The sequence below is a fragment of the Telmatobacter bradus genome, from assembly GCF_048629425.1.
Taxonomy (GTDB): domain Bacteria; phylum Acidobacteriota; class Terriglobia; order Terriglobales; family Acidobacteriaceae; genus Telmatobacter; species Telmatobacter bradus.
In genome coordinates this window covers 2479248-2495999 of sequence record NZ_CP184532.1, presented here as the reverse complement: position 1 = coordinate 2495999, position 16752 = coordinate 2479248, and the positions used below count along the sequence as shown (strand labels likewise).

Annotated in this window: 13 protein-coding genes; 6 read left to right on the top strand and 7 right to left on the bottom strand. The window is 56.2% G+C overall.

The genetic code is table 11. The features are described from left to right. Window positions 1–61: 61 nt before the first annotated feature. The 3 genes from ACOBR2_RS10440 to folE all read left to right on the top strand — a co-directional run bounded on the left by ACOBR2_RS10440 (window position 62) and on the right by folE (window position 1597). Window positions 62–475, top strand: coding sequence for a 6-pyruvoyl trahydropterin synthase family protein (locus tag ACOBR2_RS10440; protein WP_420239953.1), 414 nt, complete (start codon window positions 62–64; stop codon window positions 473–475). Then, window positions 472–891, top strand: a complete 420-nt coding sequence (locus ACOBR2_RS10435; RefSeq protein ID WP_420239952.1) for a 6-carboxytetrahydropterin synthase — start codon at window positions 472–474, stop codon at window positions 889–891. The genes ACOBR2_RS10440 and ACOBR2_RS10435 overlap by 4 nt, the downstream gene beginning before the upstream one ends. Before the next feature lie 79 nt (window positions 892–970). Next, window positions 971–1597 carry a GTP cyclohydrolase I FolE gene (folE, locus tag ACOBR2_RS10430; protein ID WP_420239951.1) on the top strand — a complete coding sequence of 209 codons (627 nt, stop codon included), beginning with the start codon at window positions 971–973 and terminating at the stop codon, window positions 1595–1597. Window positions 1598–1731: 134 nt separating this feature from the next. Here folE and ACOBR2_RS10425 read toward each other — a convergent pair whose 3' ends face one another. The 3 genes from ACOBR2_RS10425 to ACOBR2_RS10415 form a co-directional block, all read right to left on the bottom strand. After that, a complete protein-coding gene (locus ACOBR2_RS10425) occupies window positions 1732–2148 on the bottom strand; it encodes a DUF2442 domain-containing protein (RefSeq protein ID WP_420239950.1) in 417 nt (138 codons plus the stop codon). Between the two features lie 459 nt (window positions 2149–2607). Further along, window positions 2608–3621: a glutamine synthetase beta-grasp domain-containing protein gene (locus ACOBR2_RS10420; protein WP_420239949.1), complete on the bottom strand. Its 1014-nt coding sequence runs from the start codon at window positions 3619–3621 to the stop codon at window positions 2608–2610. Window positions 3622–3713: 92 nt separating this feature from the next. Then, window positions 3714–4694, bottom strand: coding sequence for a serine/threonine-protein kinase (locus ACOBR2_RS10415; RefSeq protein WP_420239948.1), 981 nt, complete (start codon window positions 4692–4694; stop codon window positions 3714–3716). Window positions 4695–5243: 549 nt separating this feature from the next. Here ACOBR2_RS10415 and ACOBR2_RS10410 point away from each other — a divergent pair. Further along, window positions 5244–8870 (top strand): carboxypeptidase regulatory-like domain-containing protein, encoded by a 3627-nt coding sequence (locus ACOBR2_RS10410; RefSeq protein ID WP_420239947.1) that lies wholly within the window; start codon window positions 5244–5246, stop codon window positions 8868–8870. A gap of 102 nt (window positions 8871–8972) precedes the next feature. On the opposite strand, the gene ACOBR2_RS10405 is transcribed toward ACOBR2_RS10410, so the two are convergent. The 3 genes from ACOBR2_RS10405 to ACOBR2_RS10395 form a co-directional block, all read right to left on the bottom strand. Next, window positions 8973–9779, bottom strand: a complete 807-nt coding sequence (locus ACOBR2_RS10405; RefSeq protein WP_420239946.1) for a PP2C family protein-serine/threonine phosphatase — start codon at window positions 9777–9779, stop codon at window positions 8973–8975. A gap of 155 nt (window positions 9780–9934) precedes the next feature. Next, a complete protein-coding gene (locus ACOBR2_RS10400; protein ID WP_420239945.1) occupies window positions 9935–11704 on the bottom strand; it encodes an APC family permease in 1770 nt (589 codons plus the stop codon). 389 nt (window positions 11705–12093) lie between these two features. Beyond that, window positions 12094–13317: an outer membrane beta-barrel protein gene (locus ACOBR2_RS10395; RefSeq protein ID WP_420239944.1), complete on the bottom strand. Its 1224-nt coding sequence runs from the start codon at window positions 13315–13317 to the stop codon at window positions 12094–12096. Window positions 13318–13786: 469 nt separating this feature from the next. On the opposite strand from ACOBR2_RS10395, the gene ACOBR2_RS10390 reads away from it, so the two are divergent. Both ACOBR2_RS10390 and ACOBR2_RS10385 read left to right on the top strand, forming a co-directional pair. Then, window positions 13787–15292, top strand: a complete 1506-nt coding sequence (locus ACOBR2_RS10390) for a sensor histidine kinase (RefSeq protein ID WP_420239943.1) — start codon at window positions 13787–13789, stop codon at window positions 15290–15292. Continuing rightward, entirely contained in the window at window positions 15289–16038 is a 750-nt protein-coding gene (locus ACOBR2_RS10385) for a response regulator transcription factor (protein ID WP_420239942.1), read from the top strand. The genes ACOBR2_RS10390 and ACOBR2_RS10385 overlap by 4 nt, the downstream gene beginning before the upstream one ends. Window positions 16039–16122: 84 nt before the next feature. Here ACOBR2_RS10385 and ACOBR2_RS10380 read toward each other — a convergent pair whose 3' ends face one another. Then, window positions 16123–16671 carry an adenine phosphoribosyltransferase gene (locus ACOBR2_RS10380; protein WP_420239941.1) on the bottom strand — a complete coding sequence of 183 codons (549 nt, stop codon included), beginning with the start codon at window positions 16669–16671 and terminating at the stop codon, window positions 16123–16125. Window positions 16672–16752: the final 81 nt, after the last annotated feature.

The window sequence follows — 16752 nt, the reverse complement described above, 5'->3', positions numbered from 1 at the left end:
TCGTAGGCGCATTCCTTGAAGCCTGCGGGGCACTTCAGGCATCTGTTCCTGTGAGGGCTGAATGATCGAGCTGACGAGGCGGGCTACTTTTGCGGCGGCGCACTACTACTGGAACGAGGCCTGGACGGCGGAGCAGAATGCCGCAGTCTTCGGGCGCTGCGCCAATCGCAATGGCCACGGCCACAACTACACGCTGGAAGTGACGGTGGCAGGCGAGCCGGACCCGGTAACGGGTTTTGTGGTTGATCTGAAGTGGCTCAAGGACGTACTGGAGCGCGAGGTACTCGATGCCTGGGACCACCGCCATCTGAACCTGGAGACGGAGGACTTTCGCACCACGGTTCCCACCACCGAGAATATCGCTCTGGCGGCATGGCACAGGCTGCAGCCAGCGGTGAGTGAGCGGGTGAGGCTGCGCCGGGTGCGCATCTATGAAACGCCCGAGATCTTTGCCGAGTACCGGGGGGAAGCATGAGGGCGTACTTTGGCCGGCGGTACATGTTTTCCGCCAGTCACAGGCTGCATGCTGCAGCGCTGAGCGCGGAAGAGAACCGCACGGCTTACGGCAAGTGCAATAATCCGCATGGCCACGGCCACAACTACGTGGTGGAAGTTGTGGTGGGAGGCCCGGTGGACGCGGCTACCGGCATGGTGATGAATCTGGTGGATCTGGATGCGGCGGTTCGCGCTCAGGTTCTGGAGCGGTTTGATCATGCCAACCTGAATCTGGATGTGGCCTTTGCCCGCCAGGTTCCGACGACGGAGAATCTTTGCCGCGTCGTGTACGATCTGCTTCTGAACGCGCTGCCCGAGGGAATGCTCGACCGGGTGCGCGTGGAGGAGACGGAGAACAACTTTTTTGAGATAAAGCAAATTCCGAATTTGCTCTAGCCAGCCGGTGAGTTCGTCTCGCCGCATCATGCTGAAGGGTTCCGGCACAGTGAGCCCCGAGTGCTAAAAAGGAAAAGACATGGCGCACTCCATCGCAGTGAGCAAGCCGATTCGCAGGACCGTTGAGGACGGTCTGGGCGGATTCTCGACCGAAGAGATCTACCGCGAGCTGTTGAGCCGCCTGGGCGAAGACCCGGACCGCGACGGCCTGCTGCGTACCCCTGAGCGGATGGCCAAGTCGATGGACTTTTTGACCAAGGGTTATGATCAGGATCCGGTCAAGATTCTGCGCGGCGCGCTCTTTGATGTGGACTATAACGAGATGGTCGTGGTCCGGGACATTGAGATGTTCTCCCTCTGCGAGCATCATCTGCTGCCCTTCTTCGGGCGCGTCCATGTGGCCTACATGCCCAACGGTAAGGTCACGGGCCTAAGCAAGATTCCGCGTCTGATCGAGGTCTTTGCTCGCCGTCTGCAGGTGCAGGAGCGCCTGACCCAGCAGATTGCCGAGGCCATCGATGAAGCCATCCATCCGCAGGGCGTGGGCGTGGTGATTGAAGCCCGCCACCTCTGCATGATGATGCGCGGCATCGAGAAGCAGAGCTCGTCCACGGTGACCCATGCCATGCTGGGCACATTCCGCGAAAAAGAGACTCGCGCCGAGTTCCTCTCCCTCGTCCGCCAGCCGGGCAACAGCAATTTGTAGGCAAAAATCAGCGCAGAACAAGGCGGCAGGCCTGAAAGGTCTGTCTCCATTGTTTTTCCAGGCATGTAGTCCGGTCATCGATTTCGGCAGTCATTCGGAGGCAGAAGAATCACTGCCCGTGCTCATCGCGTTGTTCAGGCTGCAGATGCTGATTTTCTGGGCCTGCCGCCCAGAATGCCATTTTTCCGGGCGGCATTTGCCTTCGCATCGCTGCGAACTTTGCCACCCTCTGCGCCCAGACGCGCTGCCATCCACTTTTTCGAGCCGAAAAAACCTTCCAGCAGAGATGGAATGTGGAGGTCAGCGTCCAGTGCAGGGAAGTGAATGCCGAAGCCTCCTCCATCAATCTCGATCTCTTGCAATTGCTGCCAGGTTGCTGTCTCCAGTCCCTGTGCGTTTTTTGGCGAAAAGGCAATATCCAGTCCGGTGTTCAGCCGGATTACCACGCGTCCGATGCGGCGGTCATAGCGTGCGCTGACTGCGCGTGGCGTTATGGCGCACATTTCTTCTCCACGTCGTGTGGCTTCCAGATATTCTTCATGGCTGATCATGTATTTGCCCCCATGCTTCACATGACACGGCAATGTGTCTTTCCAGTTCTGCGGCAATCTTGCTGATTTGATGTTCCGGAAAGCCGTAGTTTTCTCGCAGACTCACTAGCCCCGCCGGGCAGTTCAGCTCGAAGATGGCATTGCTCCCCCTGTCCAGTAACATGAACGTGTGCCGGTCGATGATCGTTGGGGTAAATGACAGCGCGAAAGCTTCCCCATCGCAAGACGGTTGGCATGTAGGCAGAGTACTACAAACCCGGGCGCTTGGGTTATTGATTTGTTTTACCCAGCGTCTTGAACCGTGGACGGGCAGCATGAATTTTCTTCTTCCAGCCTGCAAGTGCTTTATTTTACGCAAAAAGGCCCGGACGCTGCAGCATCCGGGCCTCTTCTTCCTACTATGAACGATAAGTACAACTGATACTTTTACTGCAAAAAACCTTACAACCGGAACGACAATTACTTTACGGGAACGCTGGCGATCGTCTTCAGAACCTGGGCAACGATCTGGTACGGATCGGCCTCAGAGTTCGGGCGACGATCTTCCAGATAGCCCTTGTAGCCATTCTTGATGAAGTTTACAGGCATGCGGATCGAAGCGCCGCGATCCGACAGACCGTAACGGAACTGGTCGATGGGAGCGGTCTCGTGCTTGCCGGTCAGGCGGAGGTGGTTGTCCGGGCCATAAACGGCGATGTGCGCGGCAACATTCTTGCTGAAGGCAGCCATCAGGGCCTCGAAGTACTCCTTGCCACCGACTTCACGCAGCTGCTTGGTGGAGAAGTTGGTGTGCATGCCGGAGCCATTCCAATCGCCCTTGATCGGCTTGCAATGCCATTCCACATCCACGCCGTACTGTTCGCAGAGGCGCATCAGCAGGTAGCGGGCAACCCAGACGTCATCGGCAGCGGTGGTGGAACCCTTGGCAAAGATCTGGAATTCCCACTGACCCTTGGCAACCTCGGCGTTGATGCCTTCGTGGTTGATACCAGCGGCAAGGCAAAGCTCAAGGTGCTCCTCGACGATCTCGCGGGCAACCGAGCCCATGTACTTGTGGCCTACGCCGCAATAGTACGGACCCTGCGGAGCAGGAAAGCCTTCCGCGGGGAAGCCGAGCGGACGACCATCCTCATAGAGGAAGTACTCCTGCTCAAAGCCAGCCCAGAAGTCAGGATCATTGGAGATCTTGGCGCGCTGGTTGGTCGGGTGCGGGGTGCCATCAGGAAGCAGAACTTCGCTCAGAACGATGAAAGCGTCCTTGCGACCGGCGTCGGGGTACAGACGAACCGGCTTCAGGATACAGTCCGAGCTCTTGCCTTCGGCCTGCTCGGTCGAGCTGCCGTCAAAGCCCCACAGCGGCAGATCTTCCAGGGTCGGTTCCTTGTCAAAAGACTTGATCGTGGTCTTGCCACGCAGCTCGGGGATGGGCGACTTGCCATCAAGCCAGATGTACTCCAGTTTGTACTTTGCCATGGGTCTCCTTCGGTACAAATTAAACTTGTACTTAATCTATAGATTTAGAAATAAAGATTTCATGAAGATTCGCTGAGGAAAACGTTTTTCCCTCAGCGATGACGGGCCGCAAGCATCATCAGCAACAGAATGGCCACGGGAATCATCGCGAGTCCAGCGTAGTAGAGCATCTTCCTTAGATTGTGCGATTTGCGCTTCTGCCAGTTGCGTAGCTCCTCGCGGTCTTCCACCCCCACCTGGTCCAGATTCTCCAGATCGCTCATGAACTGGCGTGCTGAAGCGTACCGGTTCTTGGGATCGCGCTCCAGAGCCCGATAGATGACCTCCTGCATTTGAGGAGAAACCAAGGGGTTGATCAGCGCTGGAGGCATCGGATAGTTCAGCAACCGGTCGTTCATGGCCTCCATCGGGTTCATGCCGTAGAAGGGCAACTTGCCGGTCAGCATCTCATAGAGGATGATTCCCATGGCATAAATATCGGTGCGGGCGTCGCCGCGCTTGCCCTTTACCTGCTCCGGAGCAATGTAGTTGGGTGTGCCCAGCGTGGCAGTAAAGTTGGCGTAGGTCAGGCGGCGGGCTTCGCTGTCTCCGGCAATGCCAAAGTCAATGAGTTTGATAGCGTCGCCTTCGGCTTCGTTCACCATGATGTTCTCGGGCTTCAGGTCGCGGTGGACGACGCCGTTCTGGTGGATGTACTCGAGCGCCTCCAGTACCTTGATGAGGATGCGCAAGGCGCGTTCTTCGCTGATGCGCTCCTCATCGAGAATGGTGCGCAGCAACCGGCCTTCGCACCATTCCATCACCATGTACACGCGGGAGCGCTTTTCGTCGCCATACACATGCATCACGGCGGGATGGTTCAGCTTTTCTCCGATGTCGCTCTCGCGCTTGAAGCGGTCGTAGAGGATAGGATCGGCTTCCAGGTCAGGATGCGGCACCTTGAGCGCGACCGTTTTGCCGTCGCGGCTGTCAGTGGCGCGATAGATCGAGGCCATGCCGCTGCGGGCCACGGGAGATTCGATGCGATAAAAATCCAGCTGAGAACCGGCTTCGAGTGAGTCGTGAAATCCCATGTTGAATGCGTGCTCCGTGGTCGCTTTGGCAGATAAATGGAAAGTACAGTAGCTCTGATCACAATCGCAAAAAAAGGCTAAAGAAACCGTAATGGTTTTGCAGAAAGTTTCCGGTGAATACAGTTACAGGCAATTTAGGGCCAGCGTGCAGGATGCGGACCCCGTTTTGGCGCTGACGTCAACGGCCGCATGGGAGTGAGAATAGGTCTACTCATGGCGCAGGTACCGATCTTTCCCTGGAGCGCCAAAAATAGTCGGGCAGGAATCTCTCTATCGCAGCTATCAGGTTCATTTTATGGCAATTAAAGTTACTGCGATCATCAAGTCTGTGTCGGGAGCGGGAAAATATGATTCCATATGGCGGTATGTGAAGGGCGGAAAAGTTCCGCGGGGTAGGACGCTAATTGTTTAAGAACAAAGAATAATTATAAAAGACTGATAATTTCCAAAAAAATAAAACAAATATCACGTTGACCCAATATTTCTCTTGTCCTAAGGTTTTGTCGCTTTCAAAAGCGGAATAAAAAACAACCGGAAAAAGAGTGAGCCATGATGAGAAAAAAATTGTTGGCAGTCTCGATTCTATGTCTACTCGTGGTCGCAGGTTGGTCGCAGGAAACGCGTTCAACATTGACTGGGCTAGTGACGGACAAGACCGGGGCGATTGTGCCGCAGGCCAGGATTACAATTCGCAATCAAGATACAGGAGCGGTGACCGAGGTTCTTTCGAATGAGCGCGGTGTCTATAACGTGCCACTTCTGATGCCCGGCATGTATGAAGTCAAAGCTGAACTAACGGGCTTCAAAACATATGTACATCAGGGGCTGGAATTGCGTACAGGGTCAATTGTTCAGGAGAAAATTCTTTTGGACATTGGCGCGGCCAGTGAGGATGTAACCGTCTACGGTGGCACCCCCATGATCGATATCAGTACGGCTTCAATGAGCGACGAATTACAGGGAGAAGAGATTCAGGATTTGCCGAGCAATGGGCGCGCGCCACTCGGATTTGCGCACATGGAATTCGGTGTTATTTCCAAGGACAAACACGCCGTCAGTGTGACCGAGCCCTTCAACGGGCAAACTACCTACGACTTTTCCGTAGGCGGTGGTTTTGCCGCATCCAATGAGCTGCTGATGAATGGCGCTCCGAACATGTCGGATTCGTCCCGCAACAATGGTTTCAGCCCTGAACTGGATGCGGTTGACACGGTCAAGGTGGATATTTTCACCGCCAATGCCGCGATGGGCGATACCTCGGGTGGTTTTGTGAACATCACCACCAAGTCCGGCACCAATCAGTACCATGGAACCACGTCCGAGTATTATGAGGGCTCCCGCCCATTGACTGCCGTGGCGCACTATGTTGCTACCCCGGTGCTTTCCACGCACTATCATCAGTTTGGTGGAACCTTTGGCGGCCCGATCAATTTGCCTCATCTTTACCACGGCCACGACAAGCTGTTTTTCTTCTATTCGCTGGAAGGGTTTAGGCAGAACTCCTCCACGTCGACGATCACTTCAGTTCCGACGGACGCCGAGAAGAATGGCGATTTTTCCGCGTTGCTGAACGATGCCAACGGCCAGCTCTACAACCCCTGGGGTGGAACGCTAGATCCGGTTTCCGGCCATATCACACGCACAACCATTCCCGGGAACAAGCTTTCCAATGCCGGCCTGTCGGTGGATCCAATCGCCCAACAGTATTTGAAGATGATGCCTTCGCCGAATTACAACGGTCCGAGCACGACGGCCGATGGCCAGAACAACTACAACGCCAATGCGCCGATCACCAACCGTTATCTTTCGAACCAACTGCGTATCGATTACAACCTGAGCACCAAGAACAAGATCTTTGTCGATATTCACCGCAGCCGCAACGACATCAAATACGGGAACATCTTCCAAAACATCCTGACCGGAACCGACGAAATGGAGCTCTTCGAGGGCGGCCAGTTGAGCGATGTACATAATTTCTCGTCCTCGATGAATCTTGAGTCGCGCTTAAGCTTCACGCGTTCGGGTACGCACAGCGAACCAACCAGTTATGGCACAAGCTCAACAACCATGGGCTTTACTCCTTATTTGCAGCAGAACTCGCAGATTACAGCCATTCCGGAAATCACCTTCGAAGACACGGCCAGTACGCCGCAGTTGAGCGCGATGAACTCGGATGTATCCGGCTACGAGTATTACGACTCCGTACAGTTCTACACCAGCTTGAATAAGACCTGGAAGAACCATTCCTTCAAGTTTGGAGCCGATATCCGGACCGCCAAGAACTCGACCACGAATGCTCCGCTCGATCAGGCTACGGCCGCTGGTTCGTTTGTCTTTCAGTCATCGTCGGGTGGATTCGTGACCCAGTCACCCAATGTGGCCGGGGAGAAAACAGCGCAGACATTTGGCGGAGCCTTCGCGCTCTTTGCACTTGGTCTTCCCACGGACGGATCAATCAGCTACGATACGGACTTTCAGTACGACAACTGGTATTTTGCCGGCTTTGCCCAGGACGACTGGAAGGCGACGCCGAATCTTACCTTGAGCCTCGGCCTGCGCCTGGAGCACACGACGCCGTTTGTCGAAGGCCAAAACAGAATGTCGACGACCTGGATTCCGAATCTCGCGAACGCAACGACGGCGGCTGCCGAGACGGCCTATGCGGCCAGCCCCAGTTCGTATCTGTCCCCCAGCGCCTTCAATCCGACCGGCAACGTGGAGTTTGCGCATGACGGTGCGCGCAGCCCGTTTACGACGGCGGCGCTCTATCCGAGTCCGCGCGTCGGCTTTGCGTGGTCGCCGGAATTCGGTCACCAGAAGCTGACCATTCGCGGCGGCGGCGGCGTCTACATCAATCCGATAGGCGACTGGTCCAGCTCGCAAGGCCTGTATGACGGCATTTGGTATAACTACACGCAGGCTTCCAGTATGGTGCTGTCAACGGACAACAATCTGACGCCTGCAACCACCTGGGACGATCCCTTTCCGACTGATTCCAGCAAATCAAATTACAATCCAATTCTGACAGTTCCCGGCGCTAACTGTGGAACCTATTGTGGCATCAATACCAAGCTGGGCAGCGACATCGATTATGCCGCTCAGTTGAAGATGCCCTACGTGGAAAAGTGGGACCTGGATATCCAGAAGCAGTTTGGCAACAGTTGGCTGCTTGAGGTTGGCTACCTGGGGTCGCATGGAATTCATGATTTGGACAGTAAAAATATCAGTCTGGCCTCGTACCTGCCGTACCTGGTTCATAGCCAGTACGGCTACGATGCAGCAGCTATTTCTACTACGATGAGCAGCACTACAGTAAAAAACCCCTTCCTGGGAACGATGCCGGGGCTGACCAACAGCGATGGCGTCTATGTGGCCAATACACACAAGCTGAACACCAAATCGACGATTACCTTGAGCAGCCTGTTGCTGAACTATCCCGAGTACGAACAACTGGTGGAACAAGGCATTCCTGAACAGAGTTCCAGCTTCGAAGGACTTCTGATCCAGGTTGCCAAGCGCATGTCGAATGGCTTTGAATTCCACTTCAATTACGAACACTCACGTCTGCTGGGATTCATGAACCGCCTCAACTACGGCGATAAGCTTTCGTATGGCGAGACGACGTCGGATTATCCAAATCACGCGACGTTCATCGGCATGTACAAGCTGCCGTTTGGCAGGGGACAGAAGTATTTTTCTGATTCGCGCCTGGGCAATGCGATTGGTGGCTGGGAAGTTACCACGATTTACCAGTACCTTTCGGGCACCCCGGTTGCGTGGGGCAATGTGATCTATAACGGAAACTGGCATGACTTCAAGAGCCACGCGCACAACTGGAAGACGTCCAGCTTCAACACCTCGGTTTTTGACACGCGCACATACGTGAATGCGTCCACCAAAGCACAGGCAGTGCAGCCCACATCCTGGAATTACCGCACGTTTCCTGGATATGCGTTGCGTGCCGACAGCACAAACAACTTTGATTTTTCAATTCTCAAGGACTTCACGATTCACAACAACATCGTGATTCAGCCCCGCGTGGACGCGTTCAACGCGTTCAATCACCCACAGTTCGGTGCACCGAACGTTTCGCCAACCTCCAGCAGTTTTGGCATGGTCAGCTCACAACAAAACAGCGCCCGCCAATTGCAGGGGGGCGTACATATTCGCTTCTGATGGATGGAAACAGCGGAGGAAGATTTCTGCTGGAATGACTTCGGGCTGCAGAGGGTTTTCTCACTCTCTGCAGCCCGGTTGTTTCATATTCTGTGCTGATGCTTACGCAGAGGGCAGGCGATAGGGGCGGCCGCGATACATGCCCACCTGCTCGATGTCACGCACGCGAATCACCTGGGCAGTGGTGTTGTCGCCGCCGTCGATTTCTATTGCCCGCGCCACCAACTCGCGCACCAACTCTTCTGCGGGCTTTTTCTGCGTGACGATGCGGGCAATCTCTTCTTCCTTCATCTCGTCGTGCAGACCGTCGGTGCAGAGCACAAAAACATCATCGGGCTGAATGGTGTGCGCCGTGGTGTCGGGCGCAACAAACATTTCAGGCCCAATGGAGCGGATGAGCACGTGACGCGATTCCGATTCCGCCGCTTCCTGCGCGTTCATCAGGCCCAGCTTGCGCTGTTCGTTGACCCAGGTGTGGTCCTGCGTGATTTGGCGGGCGACGCCGTTGCGCACCAGATAGCAACGCGAATCTCCCACATGCGTGACTACGGCCTGATCGTAACGCAAGGCAAGCGAGACGAGGGTGGTGGCCATTTTGTGGCCGTGATACTCGGGCAGCAGGGAGGCGTCATGTACAGCAATGTTGGCCATTTCCACCAGCTTGGGCATCAGGTTGGTGAGCATGGTGCCAGCTTGCGCCTGGGCAAAGCCTTCCGTCATCACCTGCACGGCCTTGGCGCTGGCCACTTCGCCCAGATCCATGCCGCCCACGCCGTCCGCTACGGCAAACAGGAAGCCGTGCGAGCGGCCCTGGGCCCGCGACTTGGGAATGAATGCTCCCATGGAGTCTTCGTTGTTGGTGCGGACCTTGCCAAAATCGCTGTGCTGACCGAAGAGAATGTCTAACATGGGGGCATCGCCTTGGGTTTTGATTCGTGACCCTGGAAACACGAGCCTATGTTGGCATTGTGAAACATAAAACGGAAAAAGCCAATGGGTGGCCTCGTCTGGAACCCGGGAAGAGTTCGAAACAGAGGCCACCCAGAGGCGGTTGCGAAAAAGTGTTACTTGGCTTCGAGCAGGATCGCCTTGCCCTTGGCCTTGGAGCTTCTCAGGAAGTAGATGGCGCCGTACAGGCCCCAGACAAAGGAGATTGCCAGTGCCAGCAACGGTTCCTTGGTGGTGCCCAAGCCGAATGCCGGGGCGATCACGTAGAAGGCCATGCAGGTCAGGTTGGCCAGCAGACCGAAGCCCGGGATGAGCATGTGCTTGACGAAGCTGAAATCGGCGCGCTTGTAGTAAGCCACGATGCACAGGAAACAGCTGAGTGCATACAGAATGAAGGTGCCGAAGTTGGAGGTGAGCGTGACCATCAGCAGAGTGTTGGGCAACGCCGCCATCTTGTCATGCGTGGTGTAGCCAAAGCTGGAGAAGATGCCATGCGGCAGCGCAGCGATGGAAGCATCGGTGGGAGCGCCGGCATCGCCGAAGGCCACCGAGACAGCCACCACACCGATGACGGCCGAGATCACAGCCAGCGTCCAGATGGCGCGGCGCGGCGTGAGTGACTTGGCGTTCAACACGCCGAAGTGCTCGGGAGCCTCATCGTCCTTGCCCATGGCGTAGGTGACGCGGGCGCCGGTGTTCATGCAGCTCAGCGTGGTGCCGATCAGCGCCAGGAAGACGGTGAAGGCTTCTGCCAGCATAAAGTACTTGCCATGGCCCTGACCGAGCAGTCCGTCGCCGACGATGATCATCATGTCGCCGATGGGCGCGGCCGACGTGGAGGCGCTGGCCATGGTGTAACCGGAGTTGAGGAAGTAATTGGCTGCGAAGTACTCAAACAGGTAGCAGAACAAGCCCTGAATCAGCAGCGATGCAATGACTGCGATGGGAATGTGTTTGGTTGGATTCTTAGCCTCGCCACCCATTGCCGTAACTGACTCGAAACCAACCAGGATGAGAATCGCTACCGTAGCCTGAATGAAGATCCAGCTGATCTTGTGAGCGCTCACTACCGAAGCGGCGCTCGAGTGCGTCAGGAAGTTGCCGCTGGCGTCCGTCGTCGGGTAGGAGATGGTGAAGGGAACCGGCTTGCCGGCTGCGTCCAACTGGGGCAGCGGAGCGCCGCTGGAGTCACGCAGTGTGGCGCCTGTCTTGTCCGTGGCGAACTGGTAGGTGTAGGTGGACATGCTCTGGCCGTCGTACTGGAAGGCCGCCGCGCCAGTCGGATGGCTGGTGCGATAACCGAGTGCCAGAACACTGAAGACGATCAGGGCCGAGATCTGAATCACGTTGATGGCCAGGTTGACGGCCGTCGAAGCGCCTGCGCCCTTCTGCGCAATCCACGCCACGAAGAACGAGAAACAGATGGCCACCAGAGCCATGAACACCGGTCCGGGGTTCGAACCACTGATGAAGTTCGGATACAGGAAGCCGACCACGTAGCCAACAAAGATGCCGGTGGTGGCAACCATCACACCGGGGTAGACCCAGTAGTAAAGGTGCGAGCCCCAGCCGACGATGAACTTGGAGATACGGGCGTACTTGTAGCCCTTGTCCTTGCTGAGCATGGCCTGCTCGGCGTAGTAGTAGCTGGAGCCGGTGCCGGGGTAGAGCTTGGAGATTTCAGCGTAGGCGACGGCGGTGGCCAAGCAGAGAACCAGTGCGGCCAGAATGCCAATCCACATCGACGGTGCGGTCACGCCGGTGGTTGCCTGCAGATAGAAGGTGAGCCAAAGGAATGCGCCGGGAGCGATGAGAGCCATTGCGTTGCTGGTCAGCCCGGTAAGGCCGAGAGTTGCCTGCATCTGAGGTGCTTTTTGTTCTGCCATGAGCATTCTCCTAAGGTTGTCTTTCTTGTATGGCTGCTCCCGGGATGGTCCGGGATATTCTTACGGCAAATCCAATGCGAGGAGTGAGGTCCGGTTTGTTGGCCGAGCAGTTTGAAGCGATGTCCCTGAGCGGTAGAGGTTCCGGAATTCAATCTGTGAGGCAGTTCGCAATGTTTCAAAAAAATGTACAAACTTGCCACACCATGAAGTTATCCAGAACAGCATCAGGAACGGATAAGGATGCAAAAAATAATTTGGGCGGAAATATAAGTCAGTAAGCATAAAAGCAGAGTGGACAGACCCCTGGAGGAATCTGTCCACTCTGCTGTTCGAGTCCTGTACAGATGTTGCTCACGAGGCCGCACACATGGCCCCGCGCGGAGTTTGAGTTACTTCGAGCTCAGGTTATTGCCAAAGATGTAGCCGAATTCAATCACGCCACGGGTCTGGTTGTTGTTGTTGCCATTCTTGCCGAAGACGTCGCCCGAGGTGTAGTCCGAAGCATGAACCCACGCAACGTCGCCGCGGACAAAGAACGCACCCTTCTGGTAGGTAGGCGTTGCCGTAATGCTGGTGGCCGAGCTGCCTGCGCCGTAGAGCAGGTTGACCGCACCATTGTTGGCATTTCCGCTGGTGGCAATGTACTCATAGCGCAGCGGAAGGGCAAAGCCGCACTTGAAAGAACGGTTGACCGTCAGAGCACCGCTGTTGGTGGATGCGCCCTTGGTTACGCCCACCTTGGGGTCCGTGGGCACGTTGCTGTACTGGTAGTACGGCTGCACGATCCACGGTCCCTTGGTGTAGGTGTAGATCACAACATGCATCTGGCTGTTGTTCTGCACCGGGGTGGCTGTGGTCTGGTAGGCCGTGTGTCCGGCATTGCCCATCGCGTCATAAACCAGGCTGTGCGGACCCTTGGTAAAGGTAACCGAACTGCTGATCCAGGAGTAGCGATCCGAGTAGTAACCATCGTTCCAGCTAAGCGAAGCGGTGAGGTACTTGTTGATTGTCTGGTTTACCTGAATGCCGCGGTTGATGGCATTCTCCTGGTTCCACAGCAGGCCGCGCTCCACGTTGAAGTTCTGGTAGCTGAAGGTGGACTCAGCGCCCATCAGCGTCGGCAACTGGCCGATCTGGAAAGAGGTGTTCTTGCCGGTGGGAATCTTGAGGAAGGCCACCGGAACCGGGCCATAGAAATTGCTTACCGTCTTGTCAGCGGCAATAAAAGGAGTGCCGAGAGAGGGCAGGGCATACGTGCCGGCCTGTACAAAGTACTGGTATTTTCCGTCCGCCTTCTGGATGAAGATTTCACCGTTGGTCAGTGTGGCGTTCTTGACGTCGTCGCCGGGGACGGCGTTGTTCTGGAACTGGCCGTAGCCGCTCAGAATGCCGTTCACGGAAACCTTGCCGAGCGGACCCGCATCGAGAGTGGCAGGCGGCAGCCACTGCAGGGGGCCGGTAAGAACAAATGTGGAGAGCGGAGTTGGAGCGTCTGCCGCAGGGGCCGCAGGAGCAGCTGGAGCCGGAGCTGGGCTCTGAGCCATTGCTGTCAGAGCAGTTCCCATGGCCACACCGGCCAGCGACAGAAAAACGCGATTCCAAGTCTTTTGCATCAACACGAATCCTCCAAAAAAATATTGTTCTGCAGCAAAGGATTGAATCAGCCGAAAGGTGGCTGAACAAACAAGAGAACATCAGTGGTGAGGCATATACGCTCGGCGGACTCAAGTGTAACGGGATTTATGCAACGACCCGGTACTGAATCCTGTTTTTATAAAGCTTTCTTACCGGCGTGTTCAATTGATCTGAATCTAGTTACACTCATAGACCATAAAGAACTTATGAGGAATAAAAAAGTTTTTTAGGGGTATTGATTTCAGCACGCTTCCAACGATACAAAAGTGATTGAATCTGCAGGCACAACCAGTCTGACAGCGACGAGTTTCCGCCCCTTGGCAGATGAAGAACGCATAAGGGAAGCTGTTACACTCAACTTGTCCTTCGGCGCATTCACGCAAAAAAATCAATCTGAATTCCTCAGGATCTGGCCAAATCCAGATCCGCAGTTGTAGGTTAGGAAAGATGGCTGAAATCTACTTTCCCGTGCGCAACGCATGGGCAATCCGTAACCGGTTTCGATCCGGGCTCAAGATGTTGCTGTTTTCTCTGGAGTGTGCGCTGGGTGTGCTGGCGGTGGTGCTGCTCGCTTTTTTGGCGCACTGGTTCGGATGGCTGCTTCCGGTTGCTTTTCTGCTTTATCTGATGATCGTAGTGCCAACCGCTTTGCTGAGCGGCTTCTGGCAGGCGCTGATTGTTTCGCTCTCGGCGGTGGTGGCCCACGGCCTGCTGATCACCCGCAAGCCCGAACTGCAGATGGCTTCGGACCCGATCAACACAATTACCTTCTTCGCTTTTGTGCTGGTGGCGCTGGTTGTCAGCAGACTTTCAGCGCGTGTGCACGATCACGCCCGCGAGGCCGAGCAGCGCGAAGAACAGATGCGTTCGCTTTACGACTTTACCCGCCGCACGCTGCAACTGAACCAGCATCTGGAGCCCGGTGTACAGCTGGCCGATCTGATTCACGACATCTTCGAGGTGGAGGCCGTAGCGGTCTTTGACGCCGATTTGCATCGCGTCTATCAGGCCGGCTATTGGAAGATCGATCCGCAGGAGTTGGCGCAGAACGTCTACTACTTTGAGACCAATGATGACGATCTGGAGACGGGGCTAGGACGGCGCGTAGTGCGGCTTGGCTCCGTTCCCATTGGCAGCCTGGTGGTACGCGGCGAAACCAGTCCGCTGACCAACAACGCCATCAGCTCGCTGATCGCCATGACCTTTGATCGCTATCGCGCCTTTGCCAACGAAAGCCGCATTGAAACCGAGCGGCGCACCGAGCAGTTGCGGGCTACCGTGCTTGATAGTCTGGCGCACGCCTACAAAACGCCGCTGACGGCCATTCGCGCGGCCAGCACGGGGCTGGCAGAGATGGGCAAGCTCTCGGCAGGGCAGGCCGATCTGGTCTCGCTCATCGATGAGCAGACCGCCGTGCTGAACGAGCTGACCACACGCCTGCTGACGACGGCGCGGCTGGACGGCGGCGAGGTGAAGATCAACGCTTCCCCCATCGGCGTGGGCGCATTGATTGAAGAAGTTTTGGCCAGCCTGCGCGAACGTACTGCCAGCATGAAGGTCGAACTTGTGCTCGATGACGATGAGATGACGATGAGCTGCGATCGTCAGCTTCTGGTGATGCTGCTGACGCAGTACGTTGACAACGCCTGCAAGTACTCGATCTACGGCACCACCATCACCGTACGCGCCGAAAGAGCCAAGGCTGAAGTGATACTCTCGGTACATAGTTTTGGACCAGTGATTCCGATGGCAGATCGCGAGCGCATTTTTGACCGCTATTACCGATCAACCTCGCTTGCCAATCGTGCGCCGGGAACTGGCATTGGCCTGTCGGTGGCCAAGCGTGTGGCCATTCTGCACGGTGGTTTTGTGTGGGTAACCAGCGAAGAAGTTGAGGGAACGACGTTTTACGCTTCGATCCCGGATAGACAGCATAGGGGGAATACGCAATGAATCAATCAGCCATCCGGATCCTAATTGTGGACGATGAATCTGCCATCCGCAGAGCTTTGCGCCCGCCGTTGCTGGAGCTGGGTTTTCAGGTCTCCGAGGCCTCACGGGGCGAGGAAGCTTTGCAGTTGCTGCGCGCCGGCAGCGTGGATGTGGTTCTGCTGGATCTGAACATGCCCGGCATTGGCGGCATTGAAACCCTGCGTCGCATTCGCGCCTTTGCGCCCCGCTTGCCCATCCTGATGCTGACCGTGCGCGATCAGGAAGAAGACAAGGTGGCCGCGCTCGATCTTGGGGCCGACGATTACGTGACCAAGCCCTTCAGCGTGCGCGAACTCATCGCTCGCATCCGCACTGCAGTGCGCCGTGTGCGCGCTCCCGAGCGGGCCGAGGATGCGCCCATCGTGATTGGTGAAATTCGTCTGGACCCCGTCAAGCGCGTGGTCACCAAGCGGGACGAGGCCGTACACCTGACCCGCAAGGAATTCGACATTCTGCACTGCCTGATGTCGCGTGCTGGTCGCGTGGTCACCTACGCCAAGCTGCTGACCGCCGTCTGGGGTGGAGACTGCCGCGAAGAGGTTGAATATCTGCGCACCTTTGTGCGGCAGCTGCGCAAGAAGATCGAAGACGATGCTTCCAATCCCGTCTATCTGCTCACCGATGTTTACGTGGGCTATCGCTTTGCCGATCCGCAGAGCTTCCAGGAAGAAGCTCCTCTCATCGAGCCGGTTGAAGTGCAAGAGTAGAGCCGGTCGTATTGCACAAAGAGAAAACCCTCCAGACAACCGGAGGGTTTTCTCTTTGCAGATTTCTGACTCAGACAGGCAAAGCTACTCGCTGTAGTGCAGCAGGCTGAAGACGTCGTGCTCGGGAAAGCGCTCGCGCCCCTTGAGAAAGTCCAGCTCAACGGCGAAAGCGATTCCGGCAATCTTGCCGCCCAGCTCGTTTACCAGCTTAACGGTGGCTTCCATGGTGCCGCCGGTGGCCAGCAGATCGTCCACCAGAACCACATTCTGGCCGGGCTGGATCGCGTCCTTGTGGATCTCCAGCGTGTCGGAGCCGTACTCCAGATCATAGGTGACGCGGGCCACCGGCGCGGGCAGTTTGCGTGGCTTGCGCACCGGCACAAAGCCGGCATTCAGGCGGTAGGCCAGCGCGGGTCCAAAGATGAAGCCGCGGGCTTCAATGCCCAGAACCAGATCGACCTTGCGCTCGATGTAGTGCGAGGCAAAGGCATCGATCATCTGCGCAAAACCAGTCTTGTCCTTGAGCAGGGTGGTGATGTCGTAAAAAAGAATTCCAGGCTTGGGGAAGTCTGGCACTGTGCGGACTAGTTTCTTCAGGCTTTCAATATCGCTTGGCTTGATTGCTTCGGACATGAACCGTCGGCTCCTCAGTAAAGGTCATTCTGTGGAATAGGAACAGGCGGAAACGCGGTTCAACATCCACTCTCGGATTAT